We start from the raw sequence: 20,420 nt of genomic DNA on the forward strand, positions 1-20,420 counted from the left end.
CGCTGGTCCGGGCTCTCATTGATGCAGTCCGAACTGAAGGTCCTGTTTGGCCGCCGGCGGACGTGGGCGCTCCTCCTGGCCCTGGCAGCAATTCCCATCCTGATCGCGGTGGCCGTACGGCTCTCCTCCGGAGTCCCTTCGGGCCGGGGCCCGGCATTCCTGGACCGCATCACGCAAAACGGGCTGTTTGTTGCCTTCACCGCCATGCTGGTCTCCGTGCCATTGTTCCTGCCGCTTACCGTTGGCGTCGTGGCGGGCGACACCATTGCCGGCGAAGCGAACATGGGCACGCTGCGGTACCTGCTGGTGGCTCCCGCCGGGCGCGTGCGGCTGCTGCTGGTCAAGTACGCGGCGGCACTCGCGTTCTGCATCGTGGCGCCCCTGACCGTGGCGCTGGCCGGTGCCGCGATCGGGGCCGCCCTGTTCCCGGTGGGGCCTGTCACCCTGCTGTCCGGTGATGTGATCCAGCCTCCGGAGGCCGCGGTGCGGATGCTGCTGATCGCGGCGTACATGGCGGTGTCCCTGGCCGGGTTGTCGGCCATCGGCCTGTTCCTGTCCACGCTGACGGTGGTTCCGGTAGGGGCCATGGCGGCCACGGTAGTGGTTTCCGTGGTGTCGCAGATAGCAGACCAGTTGCCGCAGCTGGAGTGGCTGCACCCGTGGCTGTTCAGCCACTACTGGCTGGGCTTTGGCGACATGCTCCGGCAGCCGGTCCTCTGGGATTCACTCGGCAGCAACGCGCTGCTGCAGGCCGGCTACATTGCCGTGTTCGGTGCGCTCGCTTACGCCCGGTTCACCACCAAGGACGTCCTCAGCTGACGCAGTGGTATCCCTTCGTGGGTGCTCAGTACCTCGCCGCGTAGGGGTGCAGCTGCATCCCGGCCATGGAACTGAGCTGGGTGACTCCGATTCCCTCCTGGGGGTTGAGCGCCTGCACCACCTGGCCGTTCCCCAGGTAGATGGCCACATGGTAGAAATCCGGTCCGGAGCCCCACACCAGGAGGTCGCCGCGGCGGGCCTGCGAGAGGGGCACATGGACGGGAGCGGCAGCGTACTGCTGGCCGGCGGTCCGCGGCAGGTACTTCCCGGCGGCAGCGAAGGCTGTCTGCACGAGCCCCGAGCAATCGAAGCCGGTGGGTCCCGTGCCGCCCCACTGGTAGAAGTACGGCGAACCCACCTTGCTGAGGGCCACAGAAATGGCTGTTTCGAGGGTGGCGCCGCCGGTAGTCGGGGGAGCTGGGGCGGGAGCAGGAGCAGGAGGGGCGGGCGCCGGGGCCGGAGCGGGTGCAGGTGCGGGCGCCGGGGCTGGGGCCGGAGCGGGAGCAGGAGCCGGAGCAGGAGCCGGAGCAGCGGGGGCGGGCGCCGGTGCCGCAGGAGCCGGCGCCGGGGCAGCTGGAGCCACGGCTGCGGGCGCGGCCGCTGATCCGCCCTGGTTTGCTAGGGTTTCACCAGCCCGGGCGTCACTGCCTTGGGAACTCGCGGTGGCCGCCGCTGCGTTGGCCGCGGCCGTCACGGCAGCCAGGCGCGCTTCCTCGCGCTGCCGTTCGAGCCCGTCCACCCGGGCGGATTCGAGCTCCACTGTCGTGTTGCGCAGCTGCGCGAGCTGGTCCACCAGGACGGTCCGCCGGGCACGGGCATCCGCCACGGCCGCGGCCTGGGCGGCGTTGGCCTGCTCGGCGCCGGTTTTCCGTGCTTCGGCGGTCCGGGCCGCTTCATCCGCTGCCTTCGTGGCGTCTCCTGCCGCAGCCGTCAGGGTTTGCGAGGCGGTGGCGGCAGCGTCGGCCGCCTCGAAGGCGCGGCTGCGGCCGGCGGACAGCGCCTGAAGCGTTGCAGCCTGCTGCAGGCTCTCGCCGGTGCCGCTGACAAGGGTCCCGAGCGTTGGGTTCAGGCCGCCGTTCCGGTAGAGGTCACCGGCCAGCTGTCCCACCTGCTTGCGGGTCTTGTCCTGTTCCTCCTGCGCGGCTGCTGCCCGGGCGGCGGCCACGGACGCGGCCTCCGACCGCTGCTGCAGCTCCACCAGGGCTTCGCTGTAGGAGTTGTTTGCCTGCATTGCCACAGCAAAAGCCGCCTGCTGGGCGTCCGAAGCGTCCCCAAGAATGCGTTCGATCGCGGCGACCTGGTCTGCTGTTGCCGCCTCGCTGGCCTTCGCCGCAGCAATGTCTTCAGGGGAGGGAAGGGCGGGCGCTGCCGGAACCGGCGCGGCGGGCAGGTGCGGGCCCGGGGCCGCTGCTGCTGGCAGTCCTGCGGATCCAAGAAGTACGACGGCGGCGCACAGCACTGCCGCTTTCCGGCAGGACGCGGCCCGAAGCCCGGGCAAAAGCGATGCAGGCAGAAACCTCGACATGGACTGGAACCTCGCAGCAGTTGGGGCTGGGAGTGAGGTCCTGATGGTGACACGGAGGTACGCCTCGGCTGCTCGCCAGCAGTCCGAGGCTACGTCACCCACTGCACAGAAGCAACAGCTGTCACATCAATAACAATAATCACAACAGTGTCATTACAGCCGCAGGTTGTGCGGCGTGTTGTCAGGCGTGCTGGCGTTCCTCGTGTTCGGAGTGGCTGGCCGGCTCAAGCTGGAAGGTGCAGTGGTCGGTGTCAAAGTGGGAACCCAGGCAGGTGACAAGCTTGTCCAGCAGCTGGTCGGCGCCTCGGGCATTGAGAACGCCGTCCTCCACCACCACATGGGCTGAAAAGACCGGCACTCCGGAGGTGATGGTCCAGATGTGGATGTCATGTACGTCAGTGACGCCGTCCACGGAAAGGATGTGTTCGCGGATCATCTGCACTTCCACACCCTTGGGGCTGGCCTCCAGCAGCACGTCCACCACGTCCCGCAGCAGGCTCCAGGCGCGCGGCAGGATCATCAGGGCGATGATGACCGAGGCGATCGTATCGGCCGCCTGGTAGCCGGTGAACATGATGACCACGGCCGCAATGATCACGGCGAAGGAGCCCAGCAGATCCCCCAGGACTTCCAGGTAGGCGCCGCGGACGTTAAGGCTTTCCTGATGGGCGCCGCGGAGGATCAGCAGCGAGACCAGGTTGGCCATGGCGCCGAGGATGGCGGCGAAGAGCATGATGTCGGTGTGGACTTCAGGCGCGGATCCGATCCTCCGGATGGCCTCGGTGAAGATCACCACAGAGATGACAATCAGGATCAGCGCGTTGGCCAGGGCGGCCAGGACTTCGGCGCGCTGGTACCCGTAGGTCCGTTGGTCGCTGGCGGGCCGGCCGGCTATCCAGGCGGCCAGGAGGGCGATCGTGACGCCCGCGGCATCGGACAGCATGTGGCCTGCGTCCGCCAGCAGGGCGAGTGATCCGGACAGGAAGGCGCCCGCCACCTGGATCAGTACCACGCTCAGCGTGATCGCCAGGACGCCCACCAGCCGTTTGCGGTGCCGCCCGGTGGCGGTGATTCCGTGCGTGTGGCTGTGGTCGTGTCCCATGCCTACAAGGCTAGCCCCAGCCGAGCTCGTGCAGCCGCTCGTCCGAAATGCCGAAATGGTGTGCGATCTCGTGGACCACCGTCACTGCCACCTCGTGGATGACATCCCCGCGCGAATCGCAGATATCGAGGATGGGTTCGCGGAATATCGTGATCCGGTCGGGCAGTGATCCGGCGTCCCACCAGGAATCCCGTTCGGTCAGGGGCACGCCCTCGTACAGGCCCAGCAGCACGGTGTCGGGGTCGTCTCCCGGGCGCGGTTCGTAGTCGTCCTCAATGAAGACGGCCACGTTGTCCATGGCCCGCGCCAGCTTCGTTGGGATGCTGTCCAGGGCGTCGGAGACGGCGGCCTCGAACTCGTCCGGGGACATGGTGAAACCCCGCGGTTCGTGCGGGCCCTCCGGGATGATGGGGAGACCGGGCGGAAGGCTTTCAGGCATACCTCGACTTTAGTCCCGATCGTCCCCCGGGACGGCCGGATTTTGCGATGAAACATCCCCGGCAGCCCCACCGGCAGCGCCGCGGCGGGTGCGGGTCCGGCGGCGCGTCAGGCTGACGCCCACCAGGCACACCAGCCCGCCCACCAGGCCCCAGGCCGTGGGGATCTCGCCCAGCAGGAGCCATGAAATCAGCACCGTAGTTCCGGGGACCAGGTAGGTGGTGGCCGCCAGCTTTCCTGCGTCCACCAGCGACAGCGCGTAGGCCCAGGTGGTGAAGGCAATGGCTGTGGGAAAGATCCCCAGGTATACCAGCCCCGCGGTTGCCGCAGGCGGTGCGGCCTGCACCTCGGACACCAGCTGCCCGGCGAAGGGGAGGCAGCATACCGCGCCCACCAGGATGCCGAACCACGTGGCCTGGGCAGCGGGAAACTTCCGCAGCACCGGCTTCTGGATGATGACGCTGACTGCGGCGAGCACCGCGGCAAGGAGGCAGAGCAGCACGCCGGCCATGTCCGCCGTCGCGCTTTCCCCTGGCCGGCCGGGTGCACCGGACCCCAGCGCGATAAGGGCGACGCCGGCGAAAGCGATGGTGCTGCCAATGAGCAACCAGCGCGGAAAGCCTTCCTTAAGGAAGATGCCGGCCATGATGGCCACCAGGATGGGATTGACGTTGATGAGCAAGGCGCTGGTACCTGCGTCGAGGACATGCTCGGCAGCGTTCAGCGCCACGTTGTAGCCTCCGAACCACATCACCCCGTACGCCAGGATGGGCCACCACTCGCGGCCCCGCGGCACGAGGCGGGTCTTCAGTATTTTCGGCAGCGCCACGGCGGCGAGTACGACGGCGGCAATCACCAGCCTGCCCAGCGTCAGGGAGCCGGGGGAGAAGTGCGGGCCGATGGCGCGGATACCCACGAACGCCGAAGCCCACAGGACCACGGTGACCGCCATGGCAGCGATGCCCAGGGCCTTGACCGGGGCGGCCGCCGATGACGCCGAAGCGGGACTGCTGACAGGGGTAGTGGAAGGCATGAGCCCAATCTAGTCGCGCAGGCCGGGCCCGGGCTGGCGGAAATCGGCCACGTCTGGCCAACTTCCTGCCAAAGTGGAGCTGGCCGAGGGGCGGGGCCACTCCCGGCCTCGGCTAGGATGCGAAACATGGTCTCAAGCCCTGCCCCACCCCGTGATGCCGCACGCCTCGTCAGGACAGTGATCTGGATTGTGCTGGCAGCCGCCGTCATCGGTGGAGTGGCCTGGTACGCCGTGTTCGCCGCGACCAAGGAGCAAGATGCGGCTCCGCCCGCGCCGGGATCGGGGTCCGAACAGCTCGTCCGGGAGAACAGCTACCGCCTCACCGCGCCGGCCGTGGAAAAGGCGCAGTTGGTGGAGTTCCTGGATTTCGAATGCCCAGCGTGCGGGTCCATCCATCCCGTGGTGGAAGAGCTCAAAGCCGAGTTTGGCGACAGGATTACCTTCGTGAACAGGCACTTCCCGCTGGCGGCCCACGCCAACTCCGGCCAGGCGGCGCTCGCTGCCGAGGCGGCAAGCCAGCAGGGCAAGTACCAGGAAATGGCCAACAGGTTGTTCGACACCCAGCCGCAGTGGGCCGGGCAGCAACAGTCACAGGCCCCCTTGTTCCGCACGTACGCGGAGGAACTCGGATTGGACCTGGCGCAGTTCGATGCAGCCGTGGCTGACCAGGAAACCGAAGAGCGCGTCCTGGCGGACATTGCCGACGGCGAGGCGGTGGGCGTCCATGGGACGCCCACCTTCTTCCTCAACGGCGAGAAACTGACGCTCACCACCAAAGCCGATTTCCGGCAGAAACTCGCCGACGCCGTCAAATAGACGCAGCACGTCAGCGCCGCCGACGTCAAGTTGACTGGGAGGGATCTACGTGGCCGCCCAGTCAAGGAGCTTGTCCACCGGCCAGGTGGTGATAATCCGCTCCAGTGGCACGTCATTGCGTTCGGCCCGCTCGGCCCCGTACTGGAGGAAATCCAGCTGCCCGGGCGCGTGCGCGTCGCTGTCGATGGAGAACAGGCAGCCTGCTTCCAGGGCCAGCTTGATCAGGTCATCCGGCGGGTCCTGCCGCTCCGGCCGGGAATTGATCTCGACGGCAACATTGTTCTCGGCGCAGGCGGCGAATATTTCCTTGGCATCGAAGTCGGACTGGGGGCGGGTGCCGCGCGAGCCTTCCACCAGCCGGCCCGTGCAGTGGCCCAGGACGTTGGTGTGCGGTGCCAGGATGCCGCCGAGCATCCGCGCGGTCATGGTTTTACGGTCTGCCCTAAGCTTCGAGTGGACGCTGGCCACTACGATGTCCAGCCGGTCCAGCAGCTCCGGGTCCTGGTCCAGCTCACCGGATTCCAGGATGTCCACTTCGATGCCCGCCAGCAGCCGGACCGTGCTCTCGTGCGGGCCGACGTCCTTGCTGCCGTTGTTGATGGCGGCGACTACGTCGAGCTGCTTCGCCAGGCGTTCGGCGGAAAGGCCGTTGGCAATGGTCAGGTTGGGGGAGTGGTCGGTCAGGGCCAGGTACTCCCGGCCCAGAACCTCCGCGGCGGCAACCATCACGTCGATGGGGGAGCCGCCGTCGGACCATTCGCTGTGGCTGTGCAGGTCGCCGCGCAAGGCTTTTCGGAGGGCGGCTCCGCCGGTGGCCAGCGGTTGTGCGCCTTTCTCGCGGAGGTCAGCGAGGTAGTCCGGGACGGCCCCGTCCACCGCCTGCTGGATCACCTGGAAAGTCCGGTCACCGATGCCTTTCATTGACTTCAGCCGGCCGTTCCGCGCCCGCGCAGCCACTTGATCCGGCGGCAGGGCGCTGATGGCCGCGGCGGCCTTGCGGAACGCCTGGACCTTGAAGGTGGCAGCGCGGCCGCGCTCCAGCCAGAAGGCGATCTCGTTGAGCGCTGCGACAGCATCCATCCGTCCATCTTCACCCGTTCTTCCTGTTCAGGCACGGGTTTTTGGCCGATTTTGGATAATCGCAGAGTAGGCCCTATAGTTGTTGAGTCCAGTTCGGAGAAACGCAAAGGACAAAGACGGAAAGCCTCGCTTTACGCCTTTTATTTTGTTCCGAACAGGTTCTGGCCCCCATCGTCTAGCGGCCTAGGACACCGCCCTTTCACGGCGGCGGCACGGGTTCGAATCCCGTTGGGGGTACGCAAGGAACTGGTCAAACAGACAAAAAATGTCTGGTAGGCTGGAAGCCTTGAAAAAAGCAGTAGAGATACTGTGAAGCAAGAAAAGCAAGGCCCTGTAGCGCAGTTGGTTAGCGCGCCGCCCTGTCACGGCGGAGGTCGCGGGTTCAAGTCCCGTCAGGGTCGCTCTGGTTGTCGGAAGAGATTTCGGCGGTCATGGTGACTTGTCACCAAGGCTCTGTAGCTCAGTTGGTAGAGCGTTCGACTGAAAATCGAAAGGTCACCGGATCGACGCCGGTCGGAGCCACCACTGGGAAGCATCAGTTCTTATGAACTGGTGCTTTTCTTCTTTAACCGCACCTTCAAACGCCGTTTCGCAACTGGACTTCCGGAGCTGCTGTGAAGTCAGTCCCGGCCTTGTCCGCGCATCAGAGCTTTCAACGGAAGGATTGGCGGACAAGCGCGTGACTTGTGGCCGCCGGAGCGGGCAGTGCACCTCAACATGACTGCTCCCCGGCAATTGAACCTGGATATCAGGTTCTGCCGAGGAGCAGTTCACATGCTCAGCGTGGCTGGCTTCCTGCGTCTGTCAGAGGAAATATCCCGAGACGTCTGCGATCAGATGCGTGGTGCCGGTTGAGCTGTTCGTGAGGTTGACCTTGCCATCCGCTCCGAGGGGAACAGTGACGCTGTTCGGGACAATCTGCCCGGCGGCGTAGTTCACGTTGGAGGCGTTCGGCAGGGACGCGCCGGACGGGTAGGCCGTGACGAAGCCGTTCCTGGTCGGATTGGCCACGGTCAGGTTGAAGATGGTCGCCGAGGCCGTTGCCGGAACCCCGCTGACCGTGCCGATCTGGACAGAGATGGTTCCGTTGGCAGCCACCGGGCCGCCGGACCTGGTGTCCAGGAAACGGGTGGGCGCTATCGGCTGGAACATGCCGGGAAGTGTAACCGGGCCTGACATGTAATAACCGGAAACGTCCGCAATCAGGTGCGCGGTACCGGTGGACTCGTTGTACAGCGACACCTTTCCGTCCGCTCCCACCGGAACCGTGACCCTGTTGGGCACAATCTGGCCCCTGTCATAGTTGAGGTTGGATGCCGTGGGAATGGACGTCCCGGAGGCATAAGCGGTGACAAATCCGTTAGAGGTGGAGTTGGCAACAGTGAGGTTGAAGGTCACTGCCGAAACGCCTGCCGGGATGCCGCTGTTGCCGCCCACCTGAAACGACACGCTGCCCTTCGGTGCCACGGGGGTGCCCGTGTTCCGGGTGTCCAGGAACCTCGCAGGGGCTACTGGGCGGAAGGCTCCACCTGCAACAGCTGTTCCTGCCGCGTAGTAGCCGGAAACGTCCGCAATCAGGTTGGCGGTGCCAGTCGACTCGCTGTAAAGCGTGACCTTGCCGTCGGCGCCGACCGGCACAGTGACACTGTTGGGAACGGTTTGCCCAGTGTCATAGTTCAGGTTGGACGCATTGGGCCGTGTGGTGCCCGACGCGAAGGCCGTGACGAAGCCGTTGGACGTTGGATTCGTAACGGTCAGGTTGAAGGTCACGGCTGCAACGTTCGCGGGGATGCCGCTGTTACCACCAACCTGGAAAGACACGGTTCCCTTCGGAGCAACGGGGCCGCCGCTGGACCGGGTGTCGAGCAGGCGCACCGGCGTCATGGACTGGAATGCCCCCGGTTCAGGCACATACTTGGTCAGGCTGTAGTCGTCTGTCACGAGTGTCCCGGCGCTGAACATCGTCAGCGACAGGGTCATGGCGGTGGCGCCTGCCGGGACCGGCGGCGAAGTCCACGTCGCTTGGGTAAACGTGGACGCCGGCCCGAAGTATGGGCTCGATGTCCAATAATGCCAGCTACCCGTGCCGGTCCTGTAGTAGATCTCGAACTGGGTGTTGGCCGTTGACGTGTACCAGGCGGACATTGAGTACCGCTGCCCCGGTGTCACGGTCGGGGTGCACTGACCCGTGTCCTGTGGGGGCAGTATCTTGGCATTCCCGCTCTGGTAGGAGGACACCACCACCTGCTGGGCGGCCGTGCCTGTGTGGGCTGCCGTCACCGTGCTGTAGGTGTAGGTGTTGGTTCCAAATCCACCAGGAACCCAGCAGTAGGGGGCGTCCCCCGCAATGGGGCCGGCTGTTTCGAAACCCGGGTTTCGAATGAGATTCCCTGATGTCAGGGGCGCCGGCGGCTGCGGCCCCGCGGTGTTGTTCTTGACAGCGCCGCCAATCACTTGGTCCACCGTCTTGACGATGACCCGCCCGGCGCTCTGCTCAGCCGCCAGGAAGTCGATCAATGCGTTGAAGTTCGCAGTGGTGACGTTGAGTGGCTCCTCAGGCTTATTGATGTGGTGGAACGTGTACTGGATCCAGCCGCCGCCCGGTTGGGCCTTGAGGGTCAGGTCTTCCATGTTCTGGAGGGTCCACGTGTTATCGATCTGGTCCGGCGCCTTCGTAAGGAACGGGTCTGCCGGAGGCATGGTCTCGGCCAGCGGGAACGTTTCGCTTCCCGCGATGTGGCTTGCGATGTCGCCCAGGCCCCGGGCGCTGTTGTAGCCGCATGTGTTGACGATGCCTTCGATGGCCGGGGTCGACGAGGCATACGGATAGGCGAAGCTGGTAATGCGGAAGCCCAGGTCCCTCAGGCTGATCCGGTCATTGCAGATCTGCCGGGTGACCTCAGCGGTGTCGGCGAACGCAAGGTCGGCATGGGTGACGCTGTGGCCACCGATCTCATTACCGGCCGATTGCAGGGCCAGGGCCTGGGCCGTTGACATGTAGGCGGCATCAGCATTGAGGAAGCCAGAGGGAACATAGAAAGTGCCCTTCAGGCCCTTGGCATTCATATACGCCGCGGCACCGAGCTGGTCCGCATGCGCGTCATCGAAGGTCAGGGTGACCACCACGGGATCGGCAGCGTGGGCGGCCGGGGCGAGGGCTACAGTGCTGACAAAAGTCGACAGGACCAGCAAAGCTGTTCCCGCCGCGGTGGCAGCGGTCCGGCCGGTTTTAAATGTGCCCCGGAGCCGGCGCCCGGAAAACGTGGGGATGCTCCAGCGGCCTTTGGCCGGTGGAGGGGCTTTTTGCAGGGGCTGGCCTTTCGGGGCGCGCTGCATTGATCGTTCCATGCGATTAACTCGATTCAGAACAGCGGCTTGCCGGCCCACCCCCTACCCGGAATGGCCCGATCGAAACCGGAACGGGCGTTTGCTGTCTGCCATCCCAGCCTCTGGCTGGCCGACTGCTCCCAAAATATATTTGTTGGGTTAATGCGGCATGAGTGCCCGCTACCTGTCTTTGCCGCCGAACCACTCTATTGACCCTCCTGCTGCCCCGGTCCGCCGGGGCAGCCGAGTCCCCTGTGACAGGGGAGCCGCAAAAGGATTTGTCAGACATCTGAAACATTTGACTGTGAAAAATCGTTGTGGCACGCGCGCGCCTTAGATTGCGTAAGCGCTTGCACATATGAGTCGAACTAGGTTTTCGAGCGCCGACACACGTTTTGAAATGTGCTCCCGGCGCTGCCTAGCGTGGACACCGGCCCGGACGTCGCCCCGATGTCGCCAGGGCCCGCTTCGGGACTCCACCCAAGTCCCGCCCCCCGTTACAAAGGCGTCCCCGACGACGCCTGCCGTGCCGCCGGGGGATCCGCCGGAGTGTGGGGAACCAGGGCATCCGCCCGCCTTCCACGAACAGTTTGAACTCCGCGAGAAGAGCAAAAATGCACAAGCACCCCCAACCACCCCGGAAGCTGCGGTGGCGGACCGCCGCCGCAGCCCTGGCGGCGTCCGTTGCGGCCTCGGCCTTCCTGGCCGTCCCCTCGGCGCAGGCCAACGAACCCGCTGACCCGCCGGCCGCCCAGCAGCTCCCGTCGCCTACGCCCGGCTTCCCCCTCCCCACCAAGCACACGCAGCAGGCTGTCGACCCGGCGTCGGACTTCACCTCGAAGTGGACCCGTGCGGACGCCAAGCAGATCATGGCGCAGAGCAACACTTCCGTTGCACCGGGCCAGAACTCCATGAGCCCCGACGTCACCATGCCGGAAATCCCTGAAGATTTCCCCGCCATGAACGACGACGTCTGGGTCTGGGACACCTGGTCCCTGACGGATGAGAACGCCAACCAGATCAGCTACAAGGGCTACGACGTCATCTTCTCCCTGGTGGCCGACCGCCACGCCGGCTACGGCTTCGACCAGCGCCACTGGAACGCCCGCATCGGATACTTCTTCCGCAAGACCAACGCCGATCCGGCCAAAGACAAGTGGAACTACGGCGGACACCTGTTCCTGGACAACACGTCCATCGGCAACACCGAATGGTCCGGCTCCACCCGCCTCATGCAGGGCAACCAGGTCAACGTCTTCTACACCGCCACCACGTTCCACGATGTGGCAGAGCGCAACGCCGGTGGTGGCGGAATCGCTCCCGACGCCGCAATCGCCAAGGCACTGGGCAAGATCCATGCCGATAAGAACGGCGTGACGTTCGACGGCTTCCAGCACACCAAGCTGCTGGAACCGGACGGCAAGCTGTACCAGAACAAAGCCCAGAACCCGGGCTTCGCCTTCCGCGACCCGTACACCTTCGCTGACCCGGCCCACCCGGGCAAGACCTACATGGTTTTTGAAGGCAACACCGCCGGAAACCGCGGCGACTACCAGTGCAAGGGCGAGGACCTGGGCTACCAGCCGGGCGATCCGCACGCTGAGAGCCTGACCGATGTCCAGAACACCGGGTCGCACTACCAGACCGCCAACGTGGGCCTGGCCGTGGCCGACAATAAGGACCTCACCAAGTGGTCCTTCCTGCCGCCGATCCTGTCCGCCAACTGCGTTAACGACCAGACTGAGCGCCCGCAGATCTTCATCCAGAACGAGAACGGCAAGAACAAGTACTACCTGTACACAATCAGCCACCAGTTCACGTACGCGGACGGCATGCGCGGTCCCGACGGCGTCTACGGCTTCGTGGGCGACGGAATCCGCTCCGACTACCAGCCGGTCAACAACAGCGGCCTGGCGCTCGGCTCACCCACCGACCTCAACCTTCCGGCCAATAACCCGAGTGGAAGTATCTCGGGCCAGCAGAATGGCCGGCAGTTCCAGGCATACTCGCACTACGTCCAGCCCAACGGCCTGGTGCAGTCGTTCATCGACAACGTCAACGGCGTCCGCGGCGGATCCCTGTCCCCGACCGTCAAGATCAACTTCAAGAACGGCGTGACCCAGGTGGACCGCAGCTTCGGCCAGAACGGCCTTGGCCCGTTCGGCTACCTGCCCACCAACAAGCGCATTGGCGGCGAAGGCCTCTACAAGTAACAAGACCGCGGCACCTGCCGCTTCCGCCGCCTGATCCAGGCGGCACCGCTCAGGCGGGGATGTCCTTGGGGGCCTCCCCGCCTGGGCCATTTAACTGTCCCGCTCAACTGTTGTCATGCCCCGCACCGACATCCCCGCGATTCCACTGCACCTGTCGCGGAGCGATTCCAGCACAGCACCGCAGGCTGGGGATAGGGTTGGAAACAAAAGAAGGGGGAGTGCCTGATGGAATACCAGAACCCACAACCCACACCGGGTGTCCACCGCGGGGCCGTGCCGGTTCCCGCTGCGGTGCCCGGGCCGGGCCGCACCGTCATTTCCGAAACCGCCGTGGCCAAGGTTGCCGGTATCGCCGCCAGGGCGGTCCCCGGTGTCTACTCCCTTGGTTCGGGCCCGTCCCGGGCGCTGGGTGCCATCCGGGACGCCGTGGGCAGCACCGACCATGCCACGGGAGTCCGGGCGGAAGTCGGCGAAACGCAGGTGGCTGTCGACATCAGCCTGGTTGCCAGTTATGGCACGCCCCTGCATTCGTTGGCCAACCAGGTCCGCGCCGCGGTCTACCGGGCCGTGGAGGAACTCGTAGGGCTTCAGGTCATTGAGGTGAACGTGGAGGTCACCGACGTCTACGTGCCGCCGCCCGTCAAACCGGCAGTCTCCGGCTCTCCGGAAAGGGAGGCATTGCTGTGAACCTCACCGTGGCAGGCATCGCGATGGGTGCCTTTGTTGCCTTCATGTCCCTGCAGTTCGGACTCTGGGGCTTCCTGGTCTCCTTGCTCTTCATGGCCATCGGAGCGCTCCTGGGCCGTGCCGCCGAAGGGAAGCTGGACCTGCGCGGCGTCCTTGACGCCATCACGGGCCGGCGTTCATCGTCATGAGCGCGCCGGCGCCGGCAGTGCCGGGGCAGGCGCTCAACGGCCATAACCGGATCAGCACGCAGGCGCTGACCAGCCTCGCCAAGGCCGCGGCGGCCCGCGAGTTCGGCGTTGAGGCCCAGGACGTCCGTGCCGACTGGGCGGACGACGACGGGCTGCTGGCTTTGTCCCTTGTCACGCCTATCAGGGTCCCCCCGCTGCAGGCGGCGATGGAGCCGGGGCGGATTGACTTGGTGGGAGGTTCCATCTGGCAGCGTACGGTGCAGGCCAAGGCCCGCATCCTGGCCACGGTGACCGAGCTCAGCGGAGCAAGCCTGAGCCGGGTGGACATCAGGATCAGCGGGGCAAGGATCAGCGAAGGAGGTCGGGTGCAGTGAGCGGCAGCGTGGAGACACGGGGCAGCGACGCCCGCGTCGGCAGGGGCGGACGCCACAATGGCCGGAGCCCGGACATGGCCCGGATCGTGCGCCGGGAAACACGTTCGACGCGTGCCGGCGTCGCCATCGTTGCCGCTGTGGTGGTCATGGCGCTGGCCGGGTACGGGCTGCTGGAGGCTGCGGTGCACGCCATTGGCCAGCCGCCCTGGCTGATCGAACCCCAGGTCGCCGCAGAGCGGCTGACGGCGCTTCCCGCCGGGATTTCACCCCTGCTGCTGGGTGCCATCGGCGCCGTCCTTGCCATGGTGGGGCTGGTCTTTTTCCTCAACGGCGTGGCTCCGGGACGCCGCGCCAGGCACACGCTCGCCGGCGGCTGGCTCGAATCCGGTCGTCCCGCCGTCGTCATTGACGACGAAGTGATCGCTTCGTCGCTGGCCCGCCGGGCACGGCTGGCCGCAAACGTTACGCCGGAGCAGGTCATGGTGGTGGTCTCGCAGCGCCAGGTCATAGTGAACGTCCGGCCAACGTCTGGGGTGCCCGTCGAGGGGGACGCGGTCCTGGCCGCCGTCCGGGAGGAAGTGGAGCAGATGGCGCTCGATCCAGCACCGGAAGTCCGTATTAACGTGGCACCGTCCGGGGTGGTGGGGGCATGAACAGCACACCAACCGCCCTGAACCGGATCCTCCTGACGCTGCTCGGCCTGAAACTGCTGGCGGTTGGCCTCCTGCTGGTCCTGCTGGCCACCGTTCCCGCCGTCGCAGTGTGGTGGCATTCCTGGTCCGCGGCAGCCTGGGGCACCGCCAACGATGCCTTCAACGCCACCCGGTTCCCCGGGCGGACGGAAAGCTGGCTGTGGATGGTGGTGGCATTGGTCCTGCTGGTCCTGATCGGACTGATGGTTGCCTGGGTGGCCCAGCAGGGTAAGGGCCGGTCGAACCTCCTGGCATCCGAATATGATCCCGGGGAAGTCCCGGGCGATGTCCGGATCGGCGCGGGAGTGGCCGAACAGGCGCTCAAGCAGGCGCTCGCCGGCCGCCCGGATCTCGCCTCGTCCAGCGTGACCACCTACGACGTCAAAGGCACCCCGACGCTGAGGATCCGGCTGCTGCCCCGCCTGGGGGTGGCGCCGCATCTTCTGGCCGCCGAAGTCTCCGGGCTGGTTGATGCCCTTGACGCGGTGGTGGGAAGGAAGACTCCCGTCCTCATCCATATCGGCGCCGGGGCACGGACCCGCTTCGGCAGGGCCGAGCGGGTCCGCTGACGCACTGTTCCTGGGTGGGCTTAGCCGGGCCTAGCCATGCTGCTGGCCCTGGGCCTTCCCCGGATGAAGTGTGGTTGTCTTCTGCAGGTACACGGTGCAGTCCACGGGAATCTCCTGCATGTCTGCCCACTCTGCCCGCGGCTCCGGCCCGCTGGACACCGCCACGGCGTAGCCGCCAGGCACCGGGGCGCTGGCGAATCCCATGTTCGCAACCACCAGCACGTCCCCGTTGGTGAAGGCCAGCAGGCCGCTCTCCGGTGAATGGGCTTCTGCCCATACGACGGGGCCAGCACCCAGTTTCTCCGCCGCCCGGAAAGCCAGGGCGGCGCGGTACAGCTCCAGCGTTGACCCTTCAACACCGTCCTGCACATCCGCTGCATGCGGACCGAAGCTGTCCGGCTGCGGCAACCAGGGTTCCGCGGCGTTCTCAGCAGGGTCCGAGAATCCGAAGCCCGGAGCCCCGGCGGTCCACGGCAACGGCACCCGGCAGCCGTCCCTGCCTGTTTCCGCGCCCCTTGTGCGAAAGAACGTGGGATCCTGCCGTGCCCCGGCGGGAAGCGTGGTGTGCTCCGGCAGGCCAAGTTCTTCGCCCTGGTACAGGTAGGCCGAGCCGGGAAGGGCCAGCGACACCAGCGTGGCGGCCCGGGCCCGCGCCAGTCCCAAGGATGCGTCCGGCTGTTCGTCGTCCGGGCCGATGCCTTTGGTAAACGATGTGGGATCGGGCAGGCCAAAGCGGGTGGTGTGCCGGACGGTGTCGTGGTTGCTGAGCACCCAGGTGCACGGTGCTCCTACGGTGGCCGCGGCCGCCAGGGAGGTATCGATGGCTGCCGCCATCCGCTCCGCGTCCCACCCGGCCAGCAGGAAGTCGAAGTTGAACGCCTGCTGCATCTCGTCCTTGCGGACGTAGCGGGCCAGCCGTTCCGCCGGTTCAACCCAGGCTTCGGCCACGAGCATGCGGTCGGGACCGTACCCGGACAGCACCTTGTGCCAGTCGCGGTAGATCGCGTGGACACCTTCCTGGTCGAAGAAGGGCGACGGCGGATACACCGGCGATACTGCACGGTGCGGTTCTTCGGCGTCGCTGTGGGCACCGGGGGCCTCGCCCGGTAGCAGGGGGTCCCGGTGTGGGGCAGTGCCCTCCACCATGGCAGCCACCCCGTCCCAGTCGGGCAAGCCGGCCTCCTTGACGAGTCCGTGGGCAACGTCCACCCGGAAGCCGTCCACACCCCGGTCCAGCCAGAACCGCAGGACGGACCGCATCTCTTCCTGGACCTCGGCGTTGTCCCAGTTCAGGTCCGGCTGCTTGGTGTCGAAAAGGTGGAGGTACCACTGGCCGTCCTGGCCGCCGGCGTCGGTGATTCGGGTCCAGGCCGGGCCGCCAAAGATCGACTTCCAGTTGTTGGGCGGCCTGTTGCCGTCCCCGGACCCCGGCTCGGAGTCCTTGCCCGGCCGGAAGATGTACCTGTCCCTCTGAGCGGACCCCGGCGGCGCCGCCAGCGCTTCCCGGAACCACAGGTGCTCATCCGAGGTGTGGTTCGGAACCAGGTCAACGATGACCTTCAGGCCCCGCCCGTGAGCATCCTGCAACATGCTGTCGAAGTCGGCCAGGGATCCGAACAGGGGGTCCACCTGGCGGTAGTCGGCCACGTCGTAGCCGCCGTCAGCCTGGGGTGACTTATAGAAAGGGGAGAGCCAGACAGCGTCCACTCCCAACCGCTCCAGGTACGGCAAGTGGGCGGTCACGCCGCGGAGATCACCCATTCCGTCGCCGTTAGCGTCCGCGAAGGAGCGGGGATATACCTGGTAAACCACAGCGTCGGCCCACCAGTCGCGGCTGCTGCTCCGGGGGCCTTGAACGGACGGGTTGGACATTTGGTTCCCCTTAGGTAACTTTTTGATGTAAACGCTTGCATCAACGGCAGCAACCTTACTAGTGTGACAGGCACCACATCAACCTCACCAACAACCGCACTGTCGACTTACTTGTCTCTCAGCGAGGAGCTTCAAGCCAATGAAAACCCCTAGATTCCTTCTGCCGGTTGCCGCGGCCGGCGTTCTGGCCCTTTCCCTGTCCGCCTGTGCCGGCGGAGGAGGTGGCGGAACTTCGGGCGGCGGCAGCGACGCTGAAGCCAACCTCGACAGCCGGGGCCCCATCACGTACGTGCAGGGCAAGGACAACAGCAACGTCGTCCGTCCGCTGATCGAAAAGTGGAATGCCGCGCACCCGGACGAAAAGGTCACCTTCAAGGAGCAGACCGACAACGCCGACCAGCAGCACGATGACCTGGTGCAGAACTTCCAGGCAAAGAACGCGGACTATGACGTAGCCAGCGTGGACGTCGTTTGGACGGCCGAGTTCGCCGCCAAGGGCTGGCTGCAGCCGCTCAAGGACAAGATGGCCATCGACACCAAGGGCATGCTGGAGCCCACCATCGAGGCAGGCTCCTACAAGGGCACCCTCTACGCAGCTCCGGTCTCCTCCGATGGCGGCATCCTCTACTACCGCAAGGATTTGGTCCCCACACCGCCCAAGACCTGGGACGAGATGATGGGCATGTGCTCCATCGCCAAGCAGAACAACATGGGCTGCTACGCCGGACAGTTCAAGCAGTATGAGGGCCTTACCGTCAACGCCTCGGAAGCCATCAACTCCGCCGGTGGATCCGTTCTCGACAAGGACGGCAAGCCGAACCTGAACACCCCCGAGGCCGAAGCGGGCCTGAACAATCTGGTGGAGGCTTTCAAGGACGGCAACATCCCGGCTGAAGCCATCACCTACCAGGAAGAGGAAAGCCGCCGCGCCTTCCAGGACGGAAAGCTCCTGTTCCTGCGCAACTGGCCGTACGTCTACAACCTCGCAACCACTGAAGGTTCCTCCAAGGTCAAGGACGTTCTGGGCATGGCAGCCCTCCCGGGCAAAGACGGCCCAGGCGCTTCCTCCCTCGGTGGCCACAGCGCAGCCGTCAGCGTCTACTCCGACCACAAGGCCACGTCCCTGGACTTCGTGAAGTTCCTGGTTGAAGAAGAGCAGCAGAAGTTCTTCGCAACCCAGGGTTCGCTGGCCCCGGTGCTCGGTGACCTGTACGAGGACCAGGAACTGGTTGCCAAGCTGCCGTACCTGCCGGTGCTCAAGACCTCCATCGAGAACGCTGTTCCCCGGCCGGTAACGCCCTTCTACCCTGCAGTCACCAAGGCCATCCAGGACAACGCCTACGCGGCGCTGAAGGGTGAAAAGCCCGCCAAGGATGCGCTCTCCGACATGCAGAAGTCCATCGAGACCGCCGGCGCAGGATCGTAAAAAGCCATGGCTACCGAATTGGGCCCGACGCCGGTTAAGCAACCGGCGTCGGGCGCCGCCCCGGCCCACCACGGGCCCAAAGGGGTAGGTGAAGACAACAGGATTGCCAGCCAGGGCAGGTGGGCCACCTGGCTGCTTGCTCCGACTGTCGTCGCGCTGGCCATCGTGATCGTGTACCCGATCATCAGCGCGATCGTGATGTCCTTCCAGAAGGACGCCGGGTTGGATCCCGTCACGGGTCTTTTCACGGACGGCGGCTCTGCCGGCATCCAGAACTACGTGAATTGGTTGGGGCAGCAGTGTGCCGCCCAGGGTGGCGGAACAGTTGCTTGCCCGCCGGGGACTCTCGGAGGCCAGTTCTGGTCCGCGACAGCCACCACCTTCTTCTTCACCGTGGTGACCGTCGCCTTGGAGACCGTTCTGGGCTTCTGGATGGCCATGATCATGGCACGGACCTTCAAGGGCCGCAGCCTGGTCCGCGCAGCCGTCCTGGTGCCCTGGGCCATTCCCACCGCCGTCACCGCGCAGCTGTGGCTGTTCATGTTCGACTTCAACGGCATTATCAACAAGCTGTTCAACGTCTCCATTCTGTGGACGGGCAGTGAGTGGCCCGCCAAGTGGGCAGTCATCATCGCCGATACCTGGAAAACCACGCCTTTCATGGCGCTGCTGATCCTGGCAGGCCTGCAGATGATTCCCGCCGAAGTCTACGAGGCATCAAAGGTGGACGGGGCCAGTGCCTGGCAGCGCTTCCGCCTGATTACGCTGCCACTGGTCAAGCCCGCGCTGATGGTCGCCATCCTGTTCCGTACCCTTGACGCGCTGAGGATGTTCGACCTGCCGTACATCCTCACGGGCGGTGCCAACAACACCACCACTCTGTCCATCCTGGTGATCAACCAGATCAGGCAAGGGTTCAACTCTGCGGCGGCGTTGTCCACCATTACGTTCATCATCATCTTCCTGGTGGCGTTCATTTTCGTCCGGTTCCTGGGCGCCAATGTGGTGGAACAAAGCGGCGCAACCGGTAAGGGGAAGAAATGACAACCGCAAGTGCTCCCGCCGGGGTGCGGCTGGACCAGAACGCCGCGCGCAAGACCGCCCAAACCCGGGAAAGGTGGGCGAGCGCCAGGACATACATCAGTGCCGCCGTCATCCTGATCTGGTGCCTGGCGCCCGCCTACTGGATGGTGGTGACGGCGTTCCGCGAAGTGGGTTTCACCTACGACACGACGCCGTGGCCAACCCACGTGACGCTGGATAACTTCCTCACCGCGTTCGACACCTCGTTTGGCAACAAGTTCGGCCAGGCGTTGCTGAACAGCATCATCATTGGCGTCACTGTCACGGTGGTGTCGCTCGTCATCGGCGTTTTTGCCGCGTACGCGCTGGCCCGGCTCAATTTCCGGTTCAAGTACCTGGTACTGGGCTTCATCCTGGGTGCTTCCATGTTCCCCGGTGTTGCCCTGATCACCCCGCTGTTCCAGCTCTTTACCAACATTGGCTGGATGGGTACCTACCAGGCGCTGATCATTCCGAACATCTCGTTCGTCCTGCCGCTGACCGTCTATACGCTGACGTCCTTCTTCCGTGAGATGCCCTGGGAGTTGGAGGAGTCTGCACGCGTGGATGGTTGCACGCAGGGACAGGCGTTCCGCAAGGTGATCATGCCGCTGGCGGCTCCGGCCATTTTCACGACGGCCATCCTGGCGTTCATCTCCTCCTGGAATGAATTCCTGATTGCCAGCCAGCTGTCGAACGAACGGACCCAGCCGGTTACCGTTGCCATCGCCAGCTTCGCAGGTGCGCAGCCGAACCAGATCCCCTACACGGCCATCATGGCCGCGGGCACCATCGTCACCATCCCGCTGGTGATCCTGGTGCTGGTCTTCCAGCGCAAGATTGTTGCCGGCCTGACGGCAGGTGCAGTCAAGTGATGGGCGACGCTTCCCGCTCCCGGGCTCCGGGAGCGGGAAGCACCCGCCGCCGCGTCCGTTCGGGCGAAGACTTCGACATCATCATCGGGTTCCTCGGCTTCTGGGCCCTGGTCCTGCTGGTGGTCACCGTCTGGATGGAAGTGACAGCGCAACCCGCCCTGGGCTGGGCCTTGGGCTTGCTGGCAACCCTCCTGGCGCTCTACGGCATGATCCGCCTCCGCAGGAAACTTCCGGGCCGCAGGTAGCCGGCCACAGAACGGCCTATGTCCTGCGCGGTTAACACCGCATCCACGCAGAATGCGAAAATACGAAGTCTTGGGGG

19 protein-coding genes and 3 tRNA genes are annotated in these 20,420 nt (G+C 65.3%); 15 read left to right on the forward strand and 7 right to left on the reverse strand.

Going from position 1 to position 20,420, the window contains the following annotated elements:
• The first annotated feature begins 21 nt into the window (after positions 1 to 21).
• Positions 22 to 819, forward strand: coding sequence for an ABC transporter permease (locus ACP3TD_RS03650; RefSeq protein ID WP_426767123.1), 798 nt, complete (start codon positions 22 to 24; stop codon positions 817 to 819).
• A 25-nt stretch (positions 820 to 844) separates the two neighbouring features.
• Here the strand turns inward: ACP3TD_RS03650 and ACP3TD_RS03655 are convergent, their stop codons facing one another.
• From ACP3TD_RS03655 to ACP3TD_RS03670, 4 genes are all read right to left on the reverse strand, one after another.
• A complete protein-coding gene (locus ACP3TD_RS03655; protein WP_426765523.1) occupies positions 845 to 2,344 on the reverse strand; it encodes a C40 family peptidase in 1,500 nt (499 codons plus the stop codon).
• Between the two features lie 181 nt (positions 2,345 to 2,525).
• A complete protein-coding gene (locus tag ACP3TD_RS03660; protein ID WP_426765525.1) occupies positions 2,526 to 3,446 on the reverse strand; it encodes a cation diffusion facilitator family transporter in 921 nt (306 codons plus the stop codon).
• A 10-nt stretch (positions 3,447 to 3,456) separates the two neighbouring features.
• Entirely contained in the window at positions 3,457 to 3,885 is a 429-nt protein-coding gene (locus tag ACP3TD_RS03665) for a metallopeptidase family protein (protein ID WP_426765526.1), read from the reverse strand.
• Between the two features lie 9 nt (positions 3,886 to 3,894).
• Complete coding sequence (locus ACP3TD_RS03670; RefSeq protein WP_426765528.1) at positions 3,895 to 4,917, reverse strand: DMT family transporter; 1,023 nt, start codon at positions 4,915 to 4,917, stop codon at positions 3,895 to 3,897.
• Between the two features lie 126 nt (positions 4,918 to 5,043).
• On the opposite strand from ACP3TD_RS03670, the gene ACP3TD_RS03675 reads away from it, so the two are divergent.
• The gene (locus tag ACP3TD_RS03675; RefSeq protein WP_426765530.1) at positions 5,044 to 5,733 is read left to right on the forward strand and encodes a DsbA family protein; all 690 of its coding nucleotides are present in this window, start codon (positions 5,044 to 5,046) and stop codon (positions 5,731 to 5,733) included.
• Positions 5,734 to 5,778: 45 nt separating this feature from the next.
• On the opposite strand, the gene ACP3TD_RS03680 is transcribed toward ACP3TD_RS03675, so the two are convergent.
• Positions 5,779 to 6,813: a PHP domain-containing protein gene (locus ACP3TD_RS03680; protein ID WP_426765532.1), complete on the reverse strand. Its 1,035-nt coding sequence runs from the start codon at positions 6,811 to 6,813 to the stop codon at positions 5,779 to 5,781.
• A gap of 164 nt (positions 6,814 to 6,977) precedes the next feature.
• Between ACP3TD_RS03680 and ACP3TD_RS03685 the strand changes: the two genes are divergently transcribed.
• The 3 genes from ACP3TD_RS03685 (at position 6,978) to ACP3TD_RS03695 (ending at position 7,338) form a co-directional block, all read left to right on the forward strand.
• A tRNA-Glu gene (locus ACP3TD_RS03685) sits at positions 6,978 to 7,050 on the forward strand.
• 90 nt (positions 7,051 to 7,140) lie between these two features.
• A tRNA-Asp gene (locus tag ACP3TD_RS03690) sits at positions 7,141 to 7,214 on the forward strand.
• A gap of 48 nt (positions 7,215 to 7,262) precedes the next feature.
• Positions 7,263 to 7,338: transfer RNA gene (locus ACP3TD_RS03695), tRNA-Phe, on the forward strand.
• Positions 7,339 to 7,617: 279 nt separating this feature from the next.
• Here ACP3TD_RS03695 and ACP3TD_RS03700 read toward each other — a convergent pair.
• Positions 7,618 to 10,161, reverse strand: coding sequence for a polysaccharide deacetylase family protein (locus tag ACP3TD_RS03700; RefSeq protein ID WP_426765534.1), 2,544 nt, complete (start codon positions 10,159 to 10,161; stop codon positions 7,618 to 7,620).
• Positions 10,162 to 10,754: 593 nt separating this feature from the next.
• Here ACP3TD_RS03700 and ACP3TD_RS03705 point away from each other — a divergent pair.
• From ACP3TD_RS03705 to ACP3TD_RS03730, 6 genes are all read left to right on the forward strand, one after another.
• Positions 10,755 to 12,353, forward strand: coding sequence for a glycoside hydrolase family 68 protein (locus ACP3TD_RS03705; RefSeq protein ID WP_426765536.1), 1,599 nt, complete (start codon positions 10,755 to 10,757; stop codon positions 12,351 to 12,353).
• Between the two features lie 225 nt (positions 12,354 to 12,578).
• Positions 12,579 to 13,040, forward strand: coding sequence for an Asp23/Gls24 family envelope stress response protein (locus ACP3TD_RS03710; protein WP_091717909.1), 462 nt, complete (start codon positions 12,579 to 12,581; stop codon positions 13,038 to 13,040).
• Positions 13,037 to 13,228 carry a hypothetical protein gene (locus ACP3TD_RS03715; protein WP_056076947.1) on the forward strand — a complete coding sequence of 64 codons (192 nt, stop codon included), beginning with the start codon at positions 13,037 to 13,039 and terminating at the stop codon, positions 13,226 to 13,228. The genes ACP3TD_RS03710 and ACP3TD_RS03715 overlap by 4 nt, the downstream gene beginning before the upstream one ends.
• The gene (locus ACP3TD_RS03720) at positions 13,225 to 13,602 is read left to right on the forward strand and encodes a hypothetical protein (protein WP_426765539.1); all 378 of its coding nucleotides are present in this window, start codon (positions 13,225 to 13,227) and stop codon (positions 13,600 to 13,602) included. Before ACP3TD_RS03715 ends, ACP3TD_RS03720 begins: the two co-directional genes overlap by 4 nt.
• A complete protein-coding gene (locus ACP3TD_RS03725) occupies positions 13,599 to 14,255 on the forward strand; it encodes a hypothetical protein (RefSeq protein ID WP_426765541.1) in 657 nt (218 codons plus the stop codon). The genes ACP3TD_RS03720 and ACP3TD_RS03725 overlap by 4 nt, the downstream gene beginning before the upstream one ends.
• Positions 14,252 to 14,863: a hypothetical protein gene (locus ACP3TD_RS03730; protein WP_426765543.1), complete on the forward strand. Its 612-nt coding sequence runs from the start codon at positions 14,252 to 14,254 to the stop codon at positions 14,861 to 14,863. The genes ACP3TD_RS03725 and ACP3TD_RS03730 overlap by 4 nt, the downstream gene beginning before the upstream one ends.
• A 30-nt stretch (positions 14,864 to 14,893) precedes the next feature.
• On the opposite strand, the gene ACP3TD_RS03735 is transcribed toward ACP3TD_RS03730, so the two are convergent.
• Positions 14,894 to 16,735 (reverse strand): glycoside hydrolase family 13 protein, encoded by a 1,842-nt coding sequence (locus tag ACP3TD_RS03735; RefSeq protein ID WP_426765545.1) that lies wholly within the window; start codon positions 16,733 to 16,735, stop codon positions 14,894 to 14,896.
• A 139-nt stretch (positions 16,736 to 16,874) separates the two neighbouring features.
• Here ACP3TD_RS03735 and ACP3TD_RS03740 point away from each other — a divergent pair, with 139 nt between their 5' ends.
• Genes ACP3TD_RS03740 through ACP3TD_RS03755 form a run of 4 tightly spaced genes read left to right on the forward strand, consistent with a single transcriptional unit; the run spans position 16,875 to position 20,343 of the window.
• Positions 16,875 to 18,161, forward strand: coding sequence for an ABC transporter substrate-binding protein (locus tag ACP3TD_RS03740; RefSeq protein ID WP_426765547.1), 1,287 nt, complete (start codon positions 16,875 to 16,877; stop codon positions 18,159 to 18,161).
• A 6-nt stretch (positions 18,162 to 18,167) separates the two neighbouring features.
• Complete coding sequence (locus ACP3TD_RS03745; protein ID WP_015935848.1) at positions 18,168 to 19,205, forward strand: carbohydrate ABC transporter permease; 1,038 nt, start codon at positions 18,168 to 18,170, stop codon at positions 19,203 to 19,205.
• A complete protein-coding gene (locus ACP3TD_RS03750; protein ID WP_426765549.1) occupies positions 19,202 to 20,098 on the forward strand; it encodes a carbohydrate ABC transporter permease in 897 nt (298 codons plus the stop codon). Before ACP3TD_RS03745 ends, ACP3TD_RS03750 begins: the two co-directional genes overlap by 4 nt.
• Positions 20,095 to 20,343 (forward strand): hypothetical protein, encoded by a 249-nt coding sequence (locus ACP3TD_RS03755; RefSeq protein ID WP_426765551.1) that lies wholly within the window; start codon positions 20,095 to 20,097, stop codon positions 20,341 to 20,343. The genes ACP3TD_RS03750 and ACP3TD_RS03755 overlap by 4 nt, the downstream gene beginning before the upstream one ends.
• The last annotated feature ends 77 nt before the right edge of the window (positions 20,344 to 20,420 follow it).

Origin of the sequence: Pseudarthrobacter sp. 1G09, assembly GCF_050038305.1 — a bacterium.
Lineage (GTDB): Bacteria > Actinomycetota > Actinomycetes > Actinomycetales > Micrococcaceae > Arthrobacter > Arthrobacter equi.